General features: G+C 69.7%; 16 protein-coding genes. 11 read left to right on the top strand and 5 right to left on the bottom strand.

Features of this window, described 5'->3' with window-relative positions:
• Window positions 1–56: 56 nt before the first annotated feature.
• Genes GA0070562_RS26360 through GA0070562_RS26340 form a run of 5 tightly spaced genes read left to right on the top strand, consistent with a single transcriptional unit; the run spans window position 57 to window position 7,372 of the window.
• A complete protein-coding gene (locus GA0070562_RS26360) occupies window positions 57–3,044 on the top strand; it encodes a type I restriction endonuclease subunit R (protein WP_254663874.1) in 2,988 nt (995 codons plus the stop codon).
• A gap of 29 nt (window positions 3,045–3,073) precedes the next feature.
• The gene (locus GA0070562_RS26355) at window positions 3,074–3,856 is read left to right on the top strand and encodes a hypothetical protein (protein ID WP_091427029.1); all 783 of its coding nucleotides are present in this window, start codon (window positions 3,074–3,076) and stop codon (window positions 3,854–3,856) included.
• A gap of 47 nt (window positions 3,857–3,903) precedes the next feature.
• Entirely contained in the window at window positions 3,904–5,526 is a 1,623-nt protein-coding gene (locus GA0070562_RS26350; protein WP_091427028.1) for a serine/threonine-protein kinase, read from the top strand.
• 5 nt (window positions 5,527–5,531) lie between these two features.
• Window positions 5,532–6,683: a restriction system modified-DNA reader domain-containing protein gene (locus tag GA0070562_RS26345; protein ID WP_091427098.1), complete on the top strand. Its 1,152-nt coding sequence runs from the start codon at window positions 5,532–5,534 to the stop codon at window positions 6,681–6,683.
• Window positions 6,680–7,372, top strand: coding sequence for a DUF6308 family protein (locus GA0070562_RS26340; protein ID WP_091427027.1), 693 nt, complete (start codon window positions 6,680–6,682; stop codon window positions 7,370–7,372). Before GA0070562_RS26345 ends, GA0070562_RS26340 begins: the two co-directional genes overlap by 4 nt.
• Before the next feature lie 45 nt (window positions 7,373–7,417).
• Here GA0070562_RS26340 and GA0070562_RS26335 read toward each other — a convergent pair whose 3' ends face one another.
• On the bottom strand, window positions 7,418–7,618 hold the full coding sequence (locus tag GA0070562_RS26335; RefSeq protein WP_091427026.1) for a DUF397 domain-containing protein: 201 nt from the start codon (window positions 7,616–7,618) through the stop codon (window positions 7,418–7,420).
• Window positions 7,619–7,644: 26 nt separating this feature from the next.
• Here GA0070562_RS26335 and GA0070562_RS30960 point away from each other — a divergent pair, with 26 nt between their 5' ends.
• The 5 genes from GA0070562_RS30960 to GA0070562_RS26315 all read left to right on the top strand — a co-directional run bounded on the left by GA0070562_RS30960 (window position 7,645) and on the right by GA0070562_RS26315 (window position 13,234).
• On the top strand, window positions 7,645–7,770 hold the full coding sequence (locus tag GA0070562_RS30960; RefSeq protein ID WP_276526485.1) for a hypothetical protein: 126 nt from the start codon (window positions 7,645–7,647) through the stop codon (window positions 7,768–7,770).
• Between the two features lie 117 nt (window positions 7,771–7,887).
• Window positions 7,888–8,421, top strand: a complete 534-nt coding sequence (locus GA0070562_RS26330; protein ID WP_254663873.1) for a hypothetical protein — start codon at window positions 7,888–7,890, stop codon at window positions 8,419–8,421.
• 141 nt (window positions 8,422–8,562) lie between these two features.
• A complete protein-coding gene (locus GA0070562_RS26325) occupies window positions 8,563–9,153 on the top strand; it encodes a DUF7019 family protein (protein WP_091427024.1) in 591 nt (196 codons plus the stop codon).
• Window positions 9,154–9,162: 9 nt separating this feature from the next.
• The gene (locus tag GA0070562_RS26320) at window positions 9,163–12,618 is read left to right on the top strand and encodes a serine/threonine-protein kinase (RefSeq protein ID WP_091427023.1); all 3,456 of its coding nucleotides are present in this window, start codon (window positions 9,163–9,165) and stop codon (window positions 12,616–12,618) included.
• 4 nt (window positions 12,619–12,622) lie between these two features.
• A complete protein-coding gene (locus tag GA0070562_RS26315; RefSeq protein ID WP_091427022.1) occupies window positions 12,623–13,234 on the top strand; it encodes a hypothetical protein in 612 nt (203 codons plus the stop codon).
• A 70-nt stretch (window positions 13,235–13,304) separates the two neighbouring features.
• Here the strand turns inward: GA0070562_RS26315 and GA0070562_RS26310 are convergent, their stop codons facing one another.
• Genes GA0070562_RS26310 through GA0070562_RS26300 form a run of 3 tightly spaced genes read right to left on the bottom strand, consistent with a single transcriptional unit; the run spans window position 13,305 to window position 15,951 of the window.
• Window positions 13,305–13,964 carry a response regulator gene (locus tag GA0070562_RS26310; RefSeq protein WP_091427021.1) on the bottom strand — a complete coding sequence of 220 codons (660 nt, stop codon included), beginning with the start codon at window positions 13,962–13,964 and terminating at the stop codon, window positions 13,305–13,307.
• A complete protein-coding gene (locus GA0070562_RS26305) occupies window positions 13,961–15,115 on the bottom strand; it encodes a sensor histidine kinase (protein ID WP_091427020.1) in 1,155 nt (384 codons plus the stop codon). The genes GA0070562_RS26310 and GA0070562_RS26305 overlap by 4 nt, the downstream gene beginning before the upstream one ends.
• Window positions 15,115–15,951: a CPBP family intramembrane glutamic endopeptidase gene (locus GA0070562_RS26300; RefSeq protein ID WP_091427019.1), complete on the bottom strand. Its 837-nt coding sequence runs from the start codon at window positions 15,949–15,951 to the stop codon at window positions 15,115–15,117. Before GA0070562_RS26300 ends, GA0070562_RS26305 begins: the two co-directional genes overlap by 1 nt.
• 203 nt (window positions 15,952–16,154) lie before the next feature.
• Between GA0070562_RS26300 and GA0070562_RS26295 the strand changes: the two genes are divergently transcribed.
• Entirely contained in the window at window positions 16,155–16,982 is an 828-nt protein-coding gene (locus GA0070562_RS26295; RefSeq protein ID WP_091427018.1) for a class I SAM-dependent methyltransferase, read from the top strand.
• On the opposite strand, the gene GA0070562_RS26290 is transcribed toward GA0070562_RS26295, so the two are convergent.
• On the bottom strand, window positions 16,964–17,248 hold the full coding sequence (locus GA0070562_RS26290) for a hypothetical protein (protein WP_091427017.1): 285 nt from the start codon (window positions 17,246–17,248) through the stop codon (window positions 16,964–16,966). The two genes, GA0070562_RS26295 and GA0070562_RS26290, sit on opposite strands and share 19 nt — an antisense overlap.
• Window positions 17,249–17,260: the final 12 nt, after the last annotated feature.

The raw sequence follows: 17,260 nt of genomic DNA, 5'->3' as shown, positions 1-17,260 counted from the left end.
GGTCGGTTCACCAAGAGTTGTCGTTTGAGTCGGCAATTGAAGCCTCTCTGTGTGACGTGGGCTGGTTGCGCGGCGAGCCCGGGAACTACGACAAGCAATTGGTGCTCGAAACCGCCGAACTGTTCGCGTTCATCGGCTCGACTCAGCCCGACGAGTGGGCCAAGCTCCTTGCGTACCACGGGAACGACCCGGACGTGGCGCAGCGGAGCTTCGCCCAGCATCTCGCCAAGCAGATCGACGAGCGCGGCCCACTCGATGTCCTCCGACGAGGCGTCAAGGACAAGGGCGTTCTGATCCGGCTCGCCTACTTCAAGCCAGCGCACGCCATCACTGACGACGCGCTCACGCTCTACCGCGCCAACCGCCTCACCGTCACCCGACAGCTCGCGTACTCGACCAGCAACAACAACACCCTCGACCTGGTTCTGTTCGTCAACGGCATCCCCCTCGCCACGGCCGAGCTGAAGAACCCGCTCACCGGCCAGACCGTCGAGGACGCCAAGGAGCAGTACCGCAAGACGCGTGACCCGAAGGAACTGATCTTCGCCCGGCGTACCCTCGTGCACTTCGCCGTCGACCCCGACCTGGTCTTCGTCACGACGAAGCTCGCGGGGGAGAAGACCCGGTTCCTGCCGTTCAACACCGGGTCGAACGGACCCGGCGTGTCCGGTGGGGCGGGTAACCCGCCGGCCACGGACAAGGGTTACCGCAGCTCCTACCTCTGGGAGCAGATCTGGCACCCCGACGTGTTCCTGGATCTGGTCCGGCGGTTCCTGCACTACGACAAGGAATCCAAGGCGCTGATCTTCCCGCGTTACCACCAGTGGCACGCGGTCACCCAGCTCACCGACCATGCGGCCCGGCACGGGTCGGGCCACAACTACCTGGTCATGCACTCGGCCGGGTCGGGCAAGTCGAACACCATCGCGTGGCTGGCGCACCGGCTGTCCAGCCTGCACACCGCGCCGAACGTCGCCAAGGACGGGCTGCGCCCCAACGAGCCGGTCTTCGACAAGGTCATCATCATCACCGACCGGGTCGTCCTCGACCGGCAGTTGCAGGACACCGTCTTCCAGTTCGAGCACGTGCCCGGCGTGGTGCAGCGGATCGACAAGGACTCCGCGCAGCTCGCCGCCGCGCTTCAAGGCGAGACGGCCAAGGTCGTCATCACCACGATGCAGAAGTTCCCCTACGTGCTCAACCAGGTGCAGGGCCTGAAGGGGAAGCGCTTCGCGGTCATCGTCGACGAGGCGCACTCGTCGCAGTCCGGCGACTCGGCCGCCGCGCTGAAGAAGGTGCTGCTCAAACTCGGCAGCGACGACGTGGACGAGTCGGGTGACCTGCTCACGGCGTCGGCGCTGGCCCGAGGCCGGCACGACACGCTGTCGTACTTCGCGTTCACCGCCACCCCGAAGCCGAAGACGCTCGAACTGTTCGGCACGCCGCACCCGGTCACCGGCAACCCGCAGCCGTTCCACACGTACTCGATGCGGCAGGCCATCGACGAGGGGTTCATCCTCGACGTGCTGCGCAACTATCTGACCTACAAGTCGTACTGGAAGCTGGCCAACGCCAACCCCGACGATCCGGAGGTCGACCCGAAGAAGGCCGGCGCCCAGCTCGCCCGCTTCGCCAGCCTGCACCCCACCATGCAGGCGCAGAAGGCGGAGATCATCGTCGAGCACTTCCGCAAGCACACCGCGCCGCGCCTCGGCGGGCGGGCCAAGGCCATGGTGGTCACCGGCTCCCGCGAGGCCGCCGTCCGTCTGCACACCGCCATCAAGAAGTACGTCGAGATGCAGGGCTACGTCGGCTGCGACTCCCTCGTGGCGTTCTCCGGCGACCTGGAGGTCGACGGCGTCGAGCACACCGAGGCGCGGATCAACGGGTTCCGCGAGGGTGAGCTACCCGGCAAGTTCGGCTACACCGCCGCCGACGACAAGTACGCCGGCACGCCGAAGGCCAAGCAGGACACCGAGTACAAGATCCTGGTCGTTGCCGAGAAGTACCAGACCGGCTTCGACCAGCCGCTGCTCACCACGATGTACGTCGACAAGCTGCTCAAGAACGTCGCCGCGGTGCAGACCCTGTCCCGGCTCAACCGCACCCATCCGCTCAAGGGCCAGGGCGACGTGTTCGTCCTGGACTTCGTCAACGAGGCCGGCGACATCGCCGAGCAGTTCAAGCCGTACTTCGAGACCGCCGCCACCACGCCCACCGACCCGAATCTGCTCTACACCGCGCAGAACACGGTCACGGGCTACCCGGTCCTCGTCGACTCGGAGATGCAGGCGTACGCCGAAGCGCTGCTGGAGGCAGAGCGGAAGGCGACCACGGAGACCGGTCTCCAGCGGGCTCATGCCGCCCTCTACCGCTTCACCGAGCCGGCCGTCCAGCGCTTCAACGCCCTGGCCGCCGATGACCCGGAGGCCGCGGACGGCTTCCGGTCCGCGCTGCGCGACTACACCCGGATGTACGCGTTCCTCAGCCAGGTGGTGCCCTACCACGACGAGGAACTGGAGCGGCTCTACCTGTACGGACGGGCGCTGCTCAACCGGCTCCCGCGACGGCAGGACCCGTCCGTCGACATCGGCGAGGTGCAGTTGACCCACCTGCGGGTTAGCAAGACCGGTGAGCACGACGCCTCGCTGACCCCCGAGGGGGAACAGATGCTGCCCGGCTTCGTCGGCGGTGGTGTCGGCTCGCAACACGACCCGGAGAAGGTCGCGCTCTCGGAACTGATCGACGTGTTCAACGACCGGTTCGGCATCGGCCTGGGGGAGGCGGACAAGGTCTGGGTCGAGCAGCAGATCGTCGCGCTGGCCGAGGACGGCACGCTGGAAGCTGCCGCGCTCGTCAACGACGAGAGCAACTTCGGCGTCGTCTGCGACAAGCGGATCGAGGACGTGATCCTGTCCCGCCACGACGACAACGGCAAGCTGATGCAGCGCTACCTCGACGACGAGAGCCTGCGTTCGCAGCTCAACCAGTTCGCACGCCGGCAGGCGTACCAGATGATCCGCCGCCGCAAGGGCATCGCCTGAGCCTTCGCACCTCGCCGAGAGGAGGACGGTTGTCCCCGTCCGAGCCCACCTTCCACCTCTGGATCGCGGTGGACGAGTCCCGGGTCATGACCGCGCTCACCCCGCTGAAAGTGACCCGCTCGCCACGTCGGCACGAGTGGGGCAGCATCACCGACCTGCGGGCGGTCGCGACCGCCCCGGAGCCGTCCAAGCTTCCTGGCGTCGTCGTGCTCGGCACCGTCGCGGTGCTCATCTCCGTCGTGCTCTGCTCCGCGGGTGCGCCACTGCTTGTCATTCTGTTTCTGGTCGCACTCCTGCTGTGCCTCGGGCTCGCCGGCATCACGGCGACGAAGCCGCCACCTCAGATCGAGGCGCCCGACCAGGCGGCCTTTCCTGCCCTGCACCACACCCTGACCGATGCCGAGGACCGGGAAGACTTCCTCGACCTGGTGGAGTTGGCGGAGCGAGCCGGACGGGCGCTGCCCGAGGTGGACCGTGTGATGGACGCCGCGGAGGGCGGGCAGATCCTGGCCCAGGCGCTCTGGGAGGCGAGCGACGTGCTCAGCCGCCGGCAGCAGTTGCGTACTCAGATCGGGCGCCGGCAGCCCGGCCCGGCGGGGGATTCGACGAGCAGCGTGGGGAAGGCGCTGACCGAACAGCGGCAGCGCGTGACAACGCTGTGGGACGAGACGGAGTCGGAACTGACCCGGGTGCGTAACGCGCTCGAACTCGCTGCCGTGGCAGCCGAGAACGCGGCACACGATCCCGGTGCGGACGATGCGGTCCGGGAGGCTTATCAGGAGCTGCTCGACATCTATGGCGAGCGGTACTAGCCGACGACTCGTCGGTGTCATCCGACAGGGCTGCCGGGGGGAGACGGATGCACGCGCAGGAACGAGTAGCGGATCGATACGAGCTGACGTATCCGATCGGTCACGGCGGCATGGGGGAGGTGTGGGCGGGCTTCGACGAGAAGCTGGACCGGCCCGTCGCCATCAAGTTCCTGCGCAAGCTCGCCGTGCCCGACAGCGACCGCGACACCGCCGTCGACCGGTTCATCCGCGAGGCCCGGGTGACTGCACGCCTGGACCACCCCGGGGTGCCGAGCGTGCACGACGTCGGGCACCACGGCGACGACCTCTACATCGTCATGCAGCTCGTTCCGGGTGTGCTCCTGTCCGACCTGATCGCCGAGCGCGGTTGGCTCGCCGTTCCGTGGGCGGCCGCCATCGGCACACAGATCTGCTCGGTACTGGCGGTGGCGCATGCCGCCTCACTCGTGCACCGTGACCTGAAGCCGCAGAACGTCATGGTGACCCCCAGCGGCGCCGTCAAGGTCCTGGACTTCGGGGTGGCCGCTCTGCTCGGACCGGACGTACCCCGGCTGACCGCCACCGGGCACACGCTGGGCACGCCCACATACATGGCTCCCGAGCAGGCGCTGAACAGTGCCGTGGGCCCGCGCACCGATCTATACGCACTCGGCTGCGTGTTGTTCGAGCTGCTCACCGGCAAGCCGCCGTACCGGGCCGACAACCCGCTCGGCATGCTGCACCGACACTTGAACGACCCTGTCCCGTCGGTGCAGGAGCACCGCGCGGGCGTGCCGGACGTCCTGGTGCACCTCCTCGTACGGCTGCTCGCCAAGGACCCGCAGCACCGGCCCGAGTCGGCGGCCGAGGTCTACGAGACGCTGGCGCCGTTCGGAGCGGTCGATGCCGAGAAGGCAGCCGACGCGGCCCCGACGGTGGCGGACGGGCAGCGGGTCGACCCGACAATGCCGTACCGGTATCCGTTCGGGCCGCTGCCGCCCCGCTCCCCGCTGCCGCCGACGCGCGTCGACATCGTCCGTCCACGAGCAGCGGCAGAGATCGTCGAGCCGCCGTCGCTCGACCAGCTCGCCGAGGTGGAGGACCGGGCCTGGGAGCTTGCTGAGGAAGAGCGGTTCACCCAGGCCGCCGAGCTGCTCGAATCGGTGCTGCAGCCGATCAGCGGCGGGCACGCGGCCAGGCAACCGCGGATTCTGGAGCTGAGGCTCAACCTGGCCAACCTGTACGTCCTGGCCGGGGCGTTCCGGCAGGCGCTTCCGGAGTTTCAGCGGCTCGTCGTCGATCTCGCCAAGCGTCCCGTGCCGGATGAGGAATTGATCTGGCAGTGTCGGCAGCAGGCGGCGAGCTGCCAGGCGGAGCTGGGCGAGGCGACCGAGGCGTTGAGAGAACTGCGGGCGCTTCTCGCCGAGGAACAGCAGGTGATGCGGCCGGACTCGCCGGAACTCTTTCCCTTGCGGCAGCAGATCGCCATGCTTATCGCTGGCCTGGGTGACGTTCCCGAGGCGCGGCATCAACTGGAGGGACTGCGGCGTGACATCGGCGCGCTCCACGGGTCAGGGTCTGCGCCGGCAGTTGAGATTCAAGCGCTATTGAACCACCTGCATCGGCTGGGGGAAGAGACGCCCGGATCGACGGGCCGGACTTCGTCCGGGGCAACACAGCGTGAAAGATGAGGAGCATGTTCGAACTGGAAGACGCCGTCAAGCAATGCCTTGACCGGTTGGTGCGCTTCCGGCGCCAACACCAGCGCATCGGTGAGCAGAACACCAAGGCCGGACTCATCGAGCCGATCATCGGAGCACTGGGCTGGGATCTCTTCGACGTCGACGAGGTGCACCGCGAGTACCGGCGCCGCGGTGCCGACAACCCCGTGGACTACGCCCTCCTGCTGCTGCGCACCCCACGCTTGTTCATCGAGGCCAAAGGGCTCGGCGAGAACCTCGACGATCCGCGCTGGGCCAACCAGACCATCAGTTATGCCGCTGTCGCGGGCGTGGAGTGGGTCGCCCTGACGGACGGGGCGGAATGGCGCATCTACAACGCCCACGCTCCGGTCCCCATCGAGCACAAGCTCTTTCGCGCAGTGCGGCTCGAGGAGGACTTCGAGGGCGCTGTTGAGCTGCTCTCCTTGCTCAGCAAAGAGAACATGCGCGACAACCGCATCGAAGAGTTGTGGAAAAGCTACTTCGTCGATCGGCAGGTACATGCGGAGCTGCGTAAACTGTTCGAGGCAGGAGAGCCTGCACCCGAGATGGTCGCGATGCTCGCTCGCCGGCTCGGCCGGCTGACGCGGGACGAGGTGCGATCCAGCCTCGTCAGAGTGCGCGCTAGCTTTGATTTCCCTTCGTCCGCCGCGTCTGCCACCGGCAGTGGCACCGGTCCGGCGGTGGTGGTCCGTGCGGCAATGCCGCCAGCAGCCGCGCCGCCTGTATTGCCGACCCCGCGGCCTCCTCGATCGCAACCACCTGGGTCCGCGACCCGTCGCACCGCCAAGCGACCGGTTTCGGATGCGGAGCGCGCAATCAAGCTTGTCGACCTGATCGGGGCTGGCCGACTGCGTCCCGGTACCAAACTGTATGCGAAATACCTCGGCAAACAGTATGTTGCCGAGCTGCTCGCCGATGGCACCATCCGGTACGGCAACCGTACTCATGCGTCCCCCAGCGCCGCCGGTGAGGCGGTGAAGATCGATGTGTATGGACCAGAGATCAGTGCCACACGTAGGGCAACCGACGGGCTGGATTTCTGGTCCGCCGAGGACGCACGAGCCGGTGATGTGGTGGCGCTCAAGGAGATTCGGCGGCGCGTGGCGATCGGAAGTGGGGCATGAGACGTCCACTGTCTCTCGTCGAAGTCCTTGCGGCCTTGGACAGTCCTCGCTCGGTACCCGAGCTTCAAGCGTACTTCGGGCTCGGAGGTGCGACGCCTCGTACCGGTAGCCAGTTCGAGCGGCTCGGTGGCGGTGGGGACCGTCCGGATTCCTGTAACGTCATCACCGCCGACGACCTGATTGCGATCGAGTTGCTCAGCGTGCGGGTGCCCCCTCAGACGGCCCTCGACCTGCTGCAGGGGCGGCTTGGCCGGGAGTTGTCGGCTCACCTGGCCGAGATCCCGACCGACGTCGACCTGAGCGGTGAGGGTGCCCTTGCCTTCGTTGACGATGGAAGCCACGCCGACCGAGCATGGCGTCTTGTCAAAAAGGCCGACGGTATCGGCTGGGTGATTGCAGGAAAGCTGCTGGCGCGAAAGCGCCCGGCGCTGGTGCCCGTTTACGACGAAATCGTCTCCTGCGCGTTCGGGACCCGCAGGGGGTTCTGGCGCTGGCTGCACGGCCGTCTTCGCGAGGACAGCGGCATGCTCGTTGGGCGCCTCGCGGAACTGCAGGCTCAGGCGAGGTTGCCGCAGGAGGTATCGCGCCTGCGCACCCTCGACGTGGTGTTCTGGATGCGGCACCGAAGCGAGCACACGGCATACCGATGCCCTGGTCTGCGGCCGCAAGGTGTCGGCCAGAGCCGGTAGCGTGCGCGTGTGCCCGGATCTGATGACTACACCCTGACGCCCGCCTCAGGCCGTCCTGTCGCTTCTCATCGTGGCCACGAACGCGGCCCAGGCAGCCGGCTCGAAGCTCAATAGCGGGCCGCCGGGGTCTTTGGAATCCCGTACCGCGATCATGCCGGGGAGGTTGGTGGCGACCTCCACGCAGTTGCCGCCGTTGTCGCCGCTGCGGGTGCTCTTGCGCCAGGCGGCGCCGGTCAGGTCAGTCATGGCGTATCTCTCCGGGTGAGACGACCGTGTCGGCCGAGGACGACCAGAACGTACGCCATCGGGTCTTCTGCGACCTGCTCATGCCCGGCGGCCGGCGGTGCCTGCTCCGCGCCGACCACGACGGCCCCTGCTCCCGCCGCGTCCATCGCTGACACCCCTCTTCCCGGATGTCGCTGCTCGGCCTCGGCGTAGCAGGTCCGGCATCCCGCAGGCAGTTGCGTCAGATGCCGCAGAGATCACTGGCTCGGCTAACGTGCTCAGCGGGGGAGGTGGCCGCGTTGGTGCAAGGGGACGCCCGGTTCAAGAAGGAACGCCACAAGGTGCCGAAACGGGCGCCGCGACATGTCGGCGGCAAGGGCGCTCCGCCGCCCAATGCCACGGTGAAGCGTGAATACACGGTCCGACGCGGCCCCTGGGAGATCCCGGCGATGCGGGCCGGCGACGGCAGGAGGCCCGTATGGCTGTGGCTGCAGGATGAGGAGGTCCACGCCTCCCTCGTCCCGGTGGACGACACGCCGCCCAGTCGGCTGAGCCCCGCGGACGTCGCCCGGCTCCTGCTCGCCGACCCGTCTCGGGCGATGCCGGCCATCTGTGCGCTGACCGGGGTTGCCGACCACGAGAAGGCGTTGGCGTGCCTCCGGAGCTGGCGTCAGTCCGCCCGGATCGCGGCCAACCTCGACGCCTCGGACCTGTCGGGCCGGCGGGTCGTGGAGGCGATGCGGAAACCCGACCGGAGCGACCCGGACGGCAGTATAGGCGCGGTGTCGGGCGGCCTTCCAAGCATCAACAAACGCCGCCGGTGACACGTGGGGCAGCTCATCTCCACTACCGCCCCCAATTCCGCGGCCCACGCGGACACCGATCGTCGTCGATCGAGGGTCAGCATCGCGAGCGTGCGCCACGTAGGGTGGGCTTCGGACGTCTCCCCGTAACCGGAGTGCATCTTGAGCCTCAAGTACTACCTCTACCTGTCGCAGCTCAAGATCGGGCTCCTTGCGGCACAGGTCGCCTCCTCCGCCCAGCACGAGACCGAGCTCGCCGTGGACCTCAAGGTCGTCCGCTACAGCCGCAAGGCGGTCCTGCCCGAGCGCCACGACCTCGACAAGCTGGAGAAGGTGATCCGGCACCTGCAGGACGCCGACCAGATCGGCGCTGCGGACGAGGAGCGCCCCTACGTCCAGGCCTGCCTGGAGATGCGCTGGCAGGTGTTCCCGACCGCCGGCATCGTGGTCTTCGCGGGGACGCTCGACGACCAGGTCATTGTCCTCGGCGGGTCGGCGTCGCACGTGGTCGGTGGCGGTGACGCCGAACCGGTCGGATCGGTCCCGCCGTACCTGTTCCGCAAGCTCCGGGAACTGCGAGCCGACCCGGGCGAGTTTGACGACGAGCGCTTCCACGAGTCGCTGGCGCAGGTCGGGGCCGCGCTCCCGGGTCCGGCGCAGCGGGTCGAGTTCGTCGCGAAGCGGCTGGCCGAGAAGCCGGGCCCGAACGGCACGCTGCTGGGCAGTCCGATCTACGTGGCGCTCGTCGACTAGGGCCTCGGCGTGGACGCGGGGCAGGTCATCCGGTGGCGGCCGGGGGAGACCGTCCTCGACACGTTCCGCATCGAGGAGGTCGTCGAAACCGGCGGCACGGGGTTCGTCTACCGCGCCCATCACCTCGCCTGGGGCGTCGACCTGGCGGTGAAGACGCCGCGCCCCGACCTGGCCTCGGCGCCCGGGATCCTCGACCTGCTCGCGCAGGAGGCGCAGGCCTGGACCGATCTCGATCCGCACCCGAACGTCGTCGGCTGCAACTACGTGCAGCGCGTCGGGGCGTACCCGGTGGTCTTCGCCGAATGGGTCGCGGGCGGCGACCTGACGGCGGCGGTGCGGGACGGGCGGTGCCGCGATCTCCCGCGGGCCCTGGACGTCGCGATCCAGATGCTGCGCGGCATCGGCCACGCGCACGCGGCAGGTCTAGTGCATCAGGACATCAAGCCCTCCAACGTCATGTACGACGGTGAGACCGCAAGGGTGACGGACTTCGGAACGGCCAAGGCGAAAGCGTCCGTGTCGCACAGCGCAGCGGGTGGCGTCGAGACCTCGTACGCGACGCTCGGCGGATTCACCCCGCAGTACTGCTCCCCGGAGCAGGTCGACCCGGACGGAAGGATCGGCCGGACCAGCGACATGTGGTCCTGGGCGCTGACGGTGATCGAGCTGCTGCACGGGCGCCGGCTCTGGAAGTGGGGACACGACGGTGCGGATGCGCTGGCGTCGCTGCGCGGCGATCTCCCGCGGCCGTTGCGCAACCTCCTGTCCGGCTGCCTGGTGCGCGACCCCCGGTCGAGGATCGGCGACACCGCCGAGGCGGAGGCCGTCCTGCTGAGCGTCTACGCGGACTGCGCATCTGGTCCCTACCCGCACCCCGACGGGGCGTCGCCGTCTCTCAAGGCCGACGGCTTGTCGAACAAGGCGCTGTCCATGTGGGACCTCGGCGACCAACGCCGGGCGATCGAGATGTTCGAGCGGGCCAAGGCGATCGACCCGCACAACGTCCGCGCGGTCTACAACCACGGGCTCCTCAGATGGGCCGACGGCATGGTCACCGACGAGACCCTCCTGTCGGAACTGCGCGCCACAGGCGACTCCTGGGAGGCGGACTACCTGGCCGCGATGGTGCACATGGAACGCGGTGACGGCGTCCTCGCGGCCCGGCACCTGGCTGAGGCGGACCGCAAGCATCCGTGTTCGCCGGAGATCGCGGCCGCGCGGGAGCGCTGCGCCCGGCTGGAGCCGAGGGGCACGCTCGAGGTGTTCGGGCAGCTGTCCGGCCAGGTCGTCGCGATGGCCTGCGATCACGACGCGACACACGTGGTGGTGGCCGAGAAATCAGGGCGGGTGCGGGTCTGGGACGCCTTCGCGGGCCGGGTGGTCGCGGAACTCGCCGCCTCCGGCCCGGCTCCCGTCGACGTCGCGATCGACCACGCCGGAACGCGGATCCTCGTCTGCTACCAGGATTCCCGCGTCGAGCGGTGGCGGCTCGCCGACGGCACGGCCCACCTCGAAGGCCGGCTGGACGGAGGAACAGCCGTGGCGCTCAGCCCCGAGGGTGGCTTCGCGGCTGTGGGTACGGCCGACGGCCGCGTCCTCGTCTTCCGCACCGGCGCGTGGGAGTCGGTCGCCGGCATCCGGCCCCACGACGGCACTGTCACCCGGGTGATCCTCGGCCCGGACGCCGAGGTGTGCGTCTCAGCCTCACTGGGCCGTCCCGGCTCCGCCGTCGACCACCGGGTGGAGCAGTGGTGGCCCCTGCGGGACACGAGGATGCGGGGCCTGCACATACCCGCCGACGAGATGGACGGCGACGGCCAGAAGGTCGCCCTGGCTGCGGACGGGTCGACCGTCCTGAGGATCGGCTACCAGACCCTGACGGTGGTGGACATGCGGGTCTGGGACGAACCGCGACGGTGGGAGGTCCCCTGGCTGACCGGATACCGCCTGCTCGGCGTCTCCGGCCGGGCCGGTTGGGCGCTGCTCGACCCCGGGACCGGCGACCTTCAAGTCCTCGAACTCGCCATCCGCCGATGCGTCCGCACCTTCCCGAAGGACTGGGCGCGGGGTTCGCGTCGCGACGCGACGGCGTTCAGCGGGGACTGCGGCTACGCCGTCATCGCCGAATCGCACGGCTACAGTGGCCAGGCCTCGCTCTCCCGACTCCCCATGCCGCTCAGCGGACACCTCGCTCCCTGGTCGTACGCGCCGCCCCGCCCGGTCGGTGCCCTCGCGCGCGACGAGCGGGCGTTCGACCAGGTCATGGAACGCGTCGAGGCGATGATCAGGGCCGGAGAGGATCGGCGCGCGGCAGACGCGATCCGCGAGGCGCGTGCCGTTCCCGGCCACGAACGTCACCCGCGGCTACGCCGGGCCTCCGGGGCCCTGAGCCGGAACCTGCGGCGCACCGGACTGACCGGCATCTGGCTGGAGCAGGAGCTGTCCGATGTCATGCTCGCCCGTGGCACCTTCGACGTCGGCGCCTCCGGCCGGTTGTTCGCCTTCCCGGCCAACGTCGACGAGGTCGAGATCTTCGACCTGGAGACGCTGGAGAAGGCAGGCGGGGTCACCGAGCGGCGGAACCCCGCCACCAGCCTGTCCTTCGCCAGGGGCGGCCGGGACGTGATCATCGGCTACTCGGACGGATCTGTGGCCTGCCACGACACCAGGACGTTCCAGCCCCGGTTCAAGGTGGCCGGCGCCCTGCCACGCGACGACGGGAACACCACGCTCGACATCACGGGCGACCTGTTGGCGGTCGGCTTCGGCCATGGACTGGCGACGGTGTGGTCGCTGGAGGCGGCCGCCTGCGTCGCGACGGTCCGCACCGGACCCGGCACGATCGTCGGCGTCACGGCCGACGAGGCGTCCTTCTCGATCGCCGTGCAGCTGCGAACCCACGACGCGGCCGCCGTGGAGGTCCGGTCGATGAACACCGGAAAGCCGGTGAAGACCTTTGCGGACGTCGACCCGCACACGGAGATCCGGTTCGCCTCCGGGATGCTGCTGCTGGCCGAGATGACCCGCCTGACCGCGTGGCGACCGGGTGACAGGCGCCCGTCGTACCGGCTCGACCGGGTCAAGCACAGCTCGTCGGCGGCGTTGGCCTTCACGGACTCCCGCCGGCTCGCCGTCATCGCCGGGCTGACCGGCTTCGTCGTGTGGGACGCCGCGAGCGGGAAGCTGGTGTTCGACGGGAGGGCTCTCGACGGCCCGGCCGGAAGCCTCTCCGGGGTCGAGGAGGTGGTGGTGTCGCCCGACGGGAGGTTCGCGGTGGCCGGAGACCCGGGAGAGCAGACCGTCGACGTGTGGGATCTGCGCGCCGGACGCCGGATCCGCTCCCTGCACGGTCACCACGTCCGGGTCAACGCGATACGCGCCGACGACGCGTTCGGCACCGTCGTCACCGGCGACCACCAGGGCAATGTCCGCATCTGGGGCCTCGATTGGGACTACGGAGAGTGATCCGATGACCGAACGCCGCCGGCACGAGGAACTGCGAGCCGCGTTCCTGGCCAACCGGGAGCGCGTCAGAACCTGGCTCGATGCCTGGGAGATCCCCGAAGTGGTGTGGACCGACGAGTTCAACGAGATCCCTCTGCCCTGGATCGTGCGGGAGCGGGAAAGGGAGAGCTGGCTCAAGCGCCACGCACCCTTCCTGGACGCGTACGACTGGTTGTTCGTCGGACGGCCGCTGACCCCGGGGGTCCGCGAGGTGCGAGCACTGTGGCACTTCGGGGCGGCACACCGGTTCGCGGAACTCGATCTGACGATCACCAGCGTCTGTGACCCCGAGTACCTGGCCGAGAAGCTGACCCTGGCGGTTCACCACGCCGGCTTGAAGGGCTGGCGTGACGCAGACGCGCAGCCGCTCTATCAATGGCTCGTCGAGGGTGTGCACACCATGCCCCTCGACAACGGTGTGCGGGGCAGCAAACGTTCGGGGTTCGTCCTGTTGCGTTTCACCCGCTTTCCGACCTCCGACGGCGACGTGATCGTGCGTCTGACCGCAGCGGAGACCGATCGCGCCCTGGACGGCTCACCTCTCGACGACGACGGGGTGTCGGTTCCTGACGGCTAGACCAGCGGCACTGTGCGGCATGGCCGCGACCGGCAACTGAGCTTGGCTGACCGCGTCCGCGACCCGCGAATCAGGTGACCAGGCCGGTGCGGTACGCGTACACCACCGCCTGCACCCGGTCCCGCAGGTCCAGCTTCGTCAGGATGCGCGACACGTACGTCTTGACCGTCTCCTGGCTGATCACCAGCCGCGCCGCGATCTCGCTGTTCGACAGCCCGTCGGCGATCAGCCGCAGCACCTCCAGCTCACGCGGCGTCAGCCCCACGTCCGCCGGCGCGCCCTCGGCCGGGCGGATCCGCGCGGCGTACCGGCCGACGAGCTGCCGCGTCACCTCGGGCGCGAGCAGCGCGGCGCCGGAGGCGACGGTGCGGATGCCGTGCAGCAGCTGCGCCGGTGGGGCGTCCTTGAGCAGGAACCCGCTCGCGCCGGCGCGCAGCGCCTCGTAGACGTACTCGTCGAGGTTGAACGTGGTCACCACCAGCACCTTGACCGGGTGGGCGACGCCGGCGCCGGCCAGCAGGCGGGTCGCCTCGATGCCGTCGAGCACCGGCATGCGTACGTCCATCACCACCACGTCGGGCCGTAGGCGGCCGGCGAGGTCGACAGCGGCGCGGCCGTCGCCGCACTCACCCACCGCCTCCATGTCCGGCTGCGCGCCGATGATGGTCGCGAATCCGGTACGGATCAGGGCCTGGTCGTCGCAGACGAGCACCCGGATCGGCGCGGTCACGACGCGCTCCCGGTGGGGATGCGCGCCCGGACGACGAAGCCGCCGCCGGCCCGGCGCCCGGCGTCGAACTCGCCGCCGAGCAACGTGACACGCTCGCGCAGCCCGGCGAGGCCGCGTCCGCTTCCGCCCGGACCGGCGGCGCGCGCGCCGGGGCCGTCCGTGCTGATCTCCACAGTGATCTCCCTGTCGCCATGGTGTACGTGGACGGCGGTGGGGCGGCCGTGGGCGTACTTGAGCGCGTTCGTCAGCGCCTCCTGCACCACCCGGTACGCGGCCATCTCCGCGCCGCCGGTCACCTCCGCCGGGCTGCCCTCCTGCGTGAACTCCACCGGCTGCCCGGCCTGCCGGGTCTGCTCCACGAGGGCGTGCAACTCGCCGACGGACGGGGTGCGTGCCTCCGTACCGTGGTCGGGGTTGAGCACGTCGAGCAGCACCCGCAGGTCGCCGATGGCGCGGCGGCCGGTGTCGGTGATGGCGGTCAGTGTGGTGTCGAGGCGGTCGGGCGCGGCGCTCAGGTAGCGGGCCGCCTCGGCCTGCACCACCATCGCCGTCACGTGGTGGGTCACGACGTCGTGCAGCTCCCCGGCGATGCGCGAGCGTTCGGCGGCGCGGGCGGTCTCGGCCACGTGGCGGCGGCGCTCGGCCTCGGCGGCGCGGCTCTGCCGCAGCCACGACCCGGTCCCCCAGGCGAGGGCCAGCAGCAGGTAGAACGTGGTGAAGCCGACCACCCCTTCGGTCGACCCCTGCCGGTCCAGGGCGACGGCCAGCCCGACGTACGCGAGAGAGCCGGCGAGTACCGTGATACGGCGGCCCCGGCCCAGGTGGGCGCCCGCGCTCAGCAGCGCGACGGCGAGCGCGGCGCCCGCGAAGGTGTGGTACGCACGCACCTGGTCGATGGCGAAGCCGAGCGACACGAGGGCGAGGGACAGCGCCGGACGGCTGCGGCGCAGCGCCAGCGGAAGGCACTCCAGCGCGATCACCACCACCGTGAGCGCGTCGAACGGCCGCGCGGGCAGGTCGCCGAGCTGCGTACCGATGCCACGCAGCGGTGGGGTCACTGATGCGAGCGCGATCACCAGGGCGAGCGGGAGATCCCGGACCGTGACGGGCCAGTGCCGCCACGAGTCCGGGAGCATCCGTCGGGTGATCATCAGGAGACCGTAACGCTCTCCGCCGGGGCCTCGACCGTGCGGCGGCGGCGCCGGACGATGTGGCCGCGGCGGTGGGCCAGCCAGAGGAAGACCACAGTCAGCGCCGCCCCGGCGGCCACCGTGTAGAGGCTGCCCTCCGGCCCGAAGTCGCCGCCGCTGAGCAGCGTCGAACCCGACGTGGTGGCGTCCAGCAGCCCCGCCGACTCGCCGTTGCCGGAGACGACGACGCCGAAGACGCCGCCGGCGGCGAAGTTCCAGCCGAAGTGCAGGCCGATCGGCACCCACAGGTTGCGGGTGGCGGCGTAGGCGGCGGCCAGCATGAACCCCGCCTCGATCGCGATGGCGGTGGCGCCCCACAGGCTGGCGTCCGGGTTGAGCAGGTGCATCAGGCCGAACAGTACGCCGGTCAGCAGCAGCGACAGCCACGTACCGAGCCGTTCCTCGACCAGGCGGAACAGCAGGCCGCGGAACATCAGCTCCTCGGTCACCGCCGCGGCGGCCATGAGCCCGAAGATGCCCACCGCGCCGGACACCGACCCGATGCCGTGTACGTGGTAGCCGCCCATGAGGGCGATGTTGACGATGACCGCCGCGAACATGGCGAAGCCGATCAGCACCCCGCGATGGAGCCGGGCCGCCGCGCCGTCCCGGGCCAGCTCCGTGACCTCGCGGCCTTCGGTACGGCGCACCACCCACCCGTACACCATGATCGCCGCCGCGGCGGTCGCGACGCCGAGGATCAGGCTGAGCCAGGCGTTGTCCTGTGCCGCGACGACCGCCCAGCTGCCGACGAGACTGACCGCGACGACGGCCAGGAGCTGCTTCACCACACGCATGACGATTCCTTCGAGAGGTCCGCGGCCGGAGCGCCGCGGTTCACCTGGAACGCTATGGATTCGCAGGCCGGGAATCGTCACCGTGCGGTGGACACTTGCGGGTAGCTCGCACGGGGGACGAGCGCGGCGTTCGGGGCGGTTCGGGGCGTGCCCTGAGCAGAACGGCTGGCCTCGGGACGGTCGCGGCGGGCAGTCTGCCGGACATGGCGACGGGATTCGGCGGTGAGGTGGCGACCTACTACGCACGGCATCGGCGCGGCTATCCGCCCGAGGTGCTCGACGCGCTGGCGGCAGCCTTCCGTCTCGGCGGCGACGACACGGTGGTCGACCTCGGCTGCGGCACCGGTCAGTTGAGCCTCCCGCTCGCGGATCGGGCGGCCGCGGTCATCGGCGTGGATCCGGAACCGGACATGCTGGCGATCGCCCGGCGTACCGCCCTCGACCAGGGCATCGGCAACGCCACGTGGATGCTCGGCAGCGATGACGATGTGCCCGCGTTGTCCCGGCTGGTCGGCGAGCGGACGGTCGGTGCGCTGACCGTTGCCGTCGCCATTCACTTCATGGACCGCGACACGCTGTTCGAGGCGGCCCGGCCGTTGCTGCGCCCCGGCGGAGGCATCGCCGTCGTCACCAACGGCGAACCCCTGTGGACGCAGGACGCCGACTGGTCGCTCACGCTGCGCGGATGCCTGGAACGGATGCTCGGCCACCCGGTCACCGCGAGATGCCAGACCGACGAGGACGGACGTCGGCGCAACCGGGAGGCGCTCGTGCGTGCCGGTTATCGGTACGAGGAGACGTCGGTGCGGTACGACGCGCCGCTCACCGTCGACGACATGGTCGGCGGCGTCTTCTCCGCCATGTCCGCCGAACATCTGCCGTCCTCGCGGCGGCGCGCGGCGTTCGCCGTCGACGTACACGACGCCCTCGGTGGGTTGGACATGGTGACCGAGCGGGTCGACGTCCGGCTGCAGTACGGGATCGCCCGCAATCGCGCGAGTTCAGGCGACAGCTACGTCACCAGGCGGTAGTTGGGGATGCCTCTCGTGCGTTCCTCGATCGGCGCGGCAGCGGACAGGGCCGTCACTCCGGCGGGAACCGGGGCCCGTGAGACGTGGATGCCCTCCAGGCAGGTGTCGCACCAGAACGAGACGTAGCCGTACCCGGCACCGGGTGGCGTGGTGAACACCATGCGCAGGGTTCGGTGACCGCAGTTGGGGCACCGGTGGTCGGACCCGGCCGGCAGGGTCCGGTAGACGACTTCGTACGCGTCCAGCCACTCGTCGAATGAAGCCACCTACTCCTCCGG

Source organism: Micromonospora tulbaghiae, from assembly GCF_900091605.1.
GTDB lineage: Bacteria > Actinomycetota > Actinomycetes > Mycobacteriales > Micromonosporaceae > Micromonospora > Micromonospora tulbaghiae.
The sequence above is the reverse complement of the archived record's forward strand: the minus strand, read 5'-3'. Positions and strand labels throughout refer to the sequence as shown.

Excerpts from the sequence above, each read along its gene's own strand:
- GA0070562_RS26350 (WP_091427028.1), top strand. The coding sequence starts at position 3,904 with ATGCACGCGCAGGAACGAGTAGCGGATCGATACGAGCTGACGTATCCG.
- GA0070562_RS26345 (WP_091427098.1), top strand. The coding sequence starts at position 5,532 with ATGTTCGAACTGGAAGACGCCGTCAAGCAATGCCTTGACCGGTTGGTG.
- GA0070562_RS26340 (WP_091427027.1), top strand. The coding sequence starts at position 6,680 with ATGAGACGTCCACTGTCTCTCGTCGAAGTCCTTGCGGCCTTGGACAGT.
- GA0070562_RS26335 (WP_091427026.1), bottom strand. The coding sequence starts at position 7,618 with ATGACTGACCTGACCGGCGCCGCCTGGCGCAAGAGCACCCGCAGCGGC.
- GA0070562_RS26315 (WP_091427022.1), top strand. The coding sequence starts at position 12,623 with ATGACCGAACGCCGCCGGCACGAGGAACTGCGAGCCGCGTTCCTGGCC.
- GA0070562_RS26305 (WP_091427020.1), bottom strand. The coding sequence starts at position 15,115 with ATGATCACCCGACGGATGCTCCCGGACTCGTGGCGGCACTGGCCCGTC.
- GA0070562_RS26300 (WP_091427019.1), bottom strand. The coding sequence starts at position 15,951 with ATGCGTGTGGTGAAGCAGCTCCTGGCCGTCGTCGCGGTCAGTCTCGTC.
- GA0070562_RS26295 (WP_091427018.1), top strand. The coding sequence starts at position 16,155 with ATGGCGACGGGATTCGGCGGTGAGGTGGCGACCTACTACGCACGGCAT.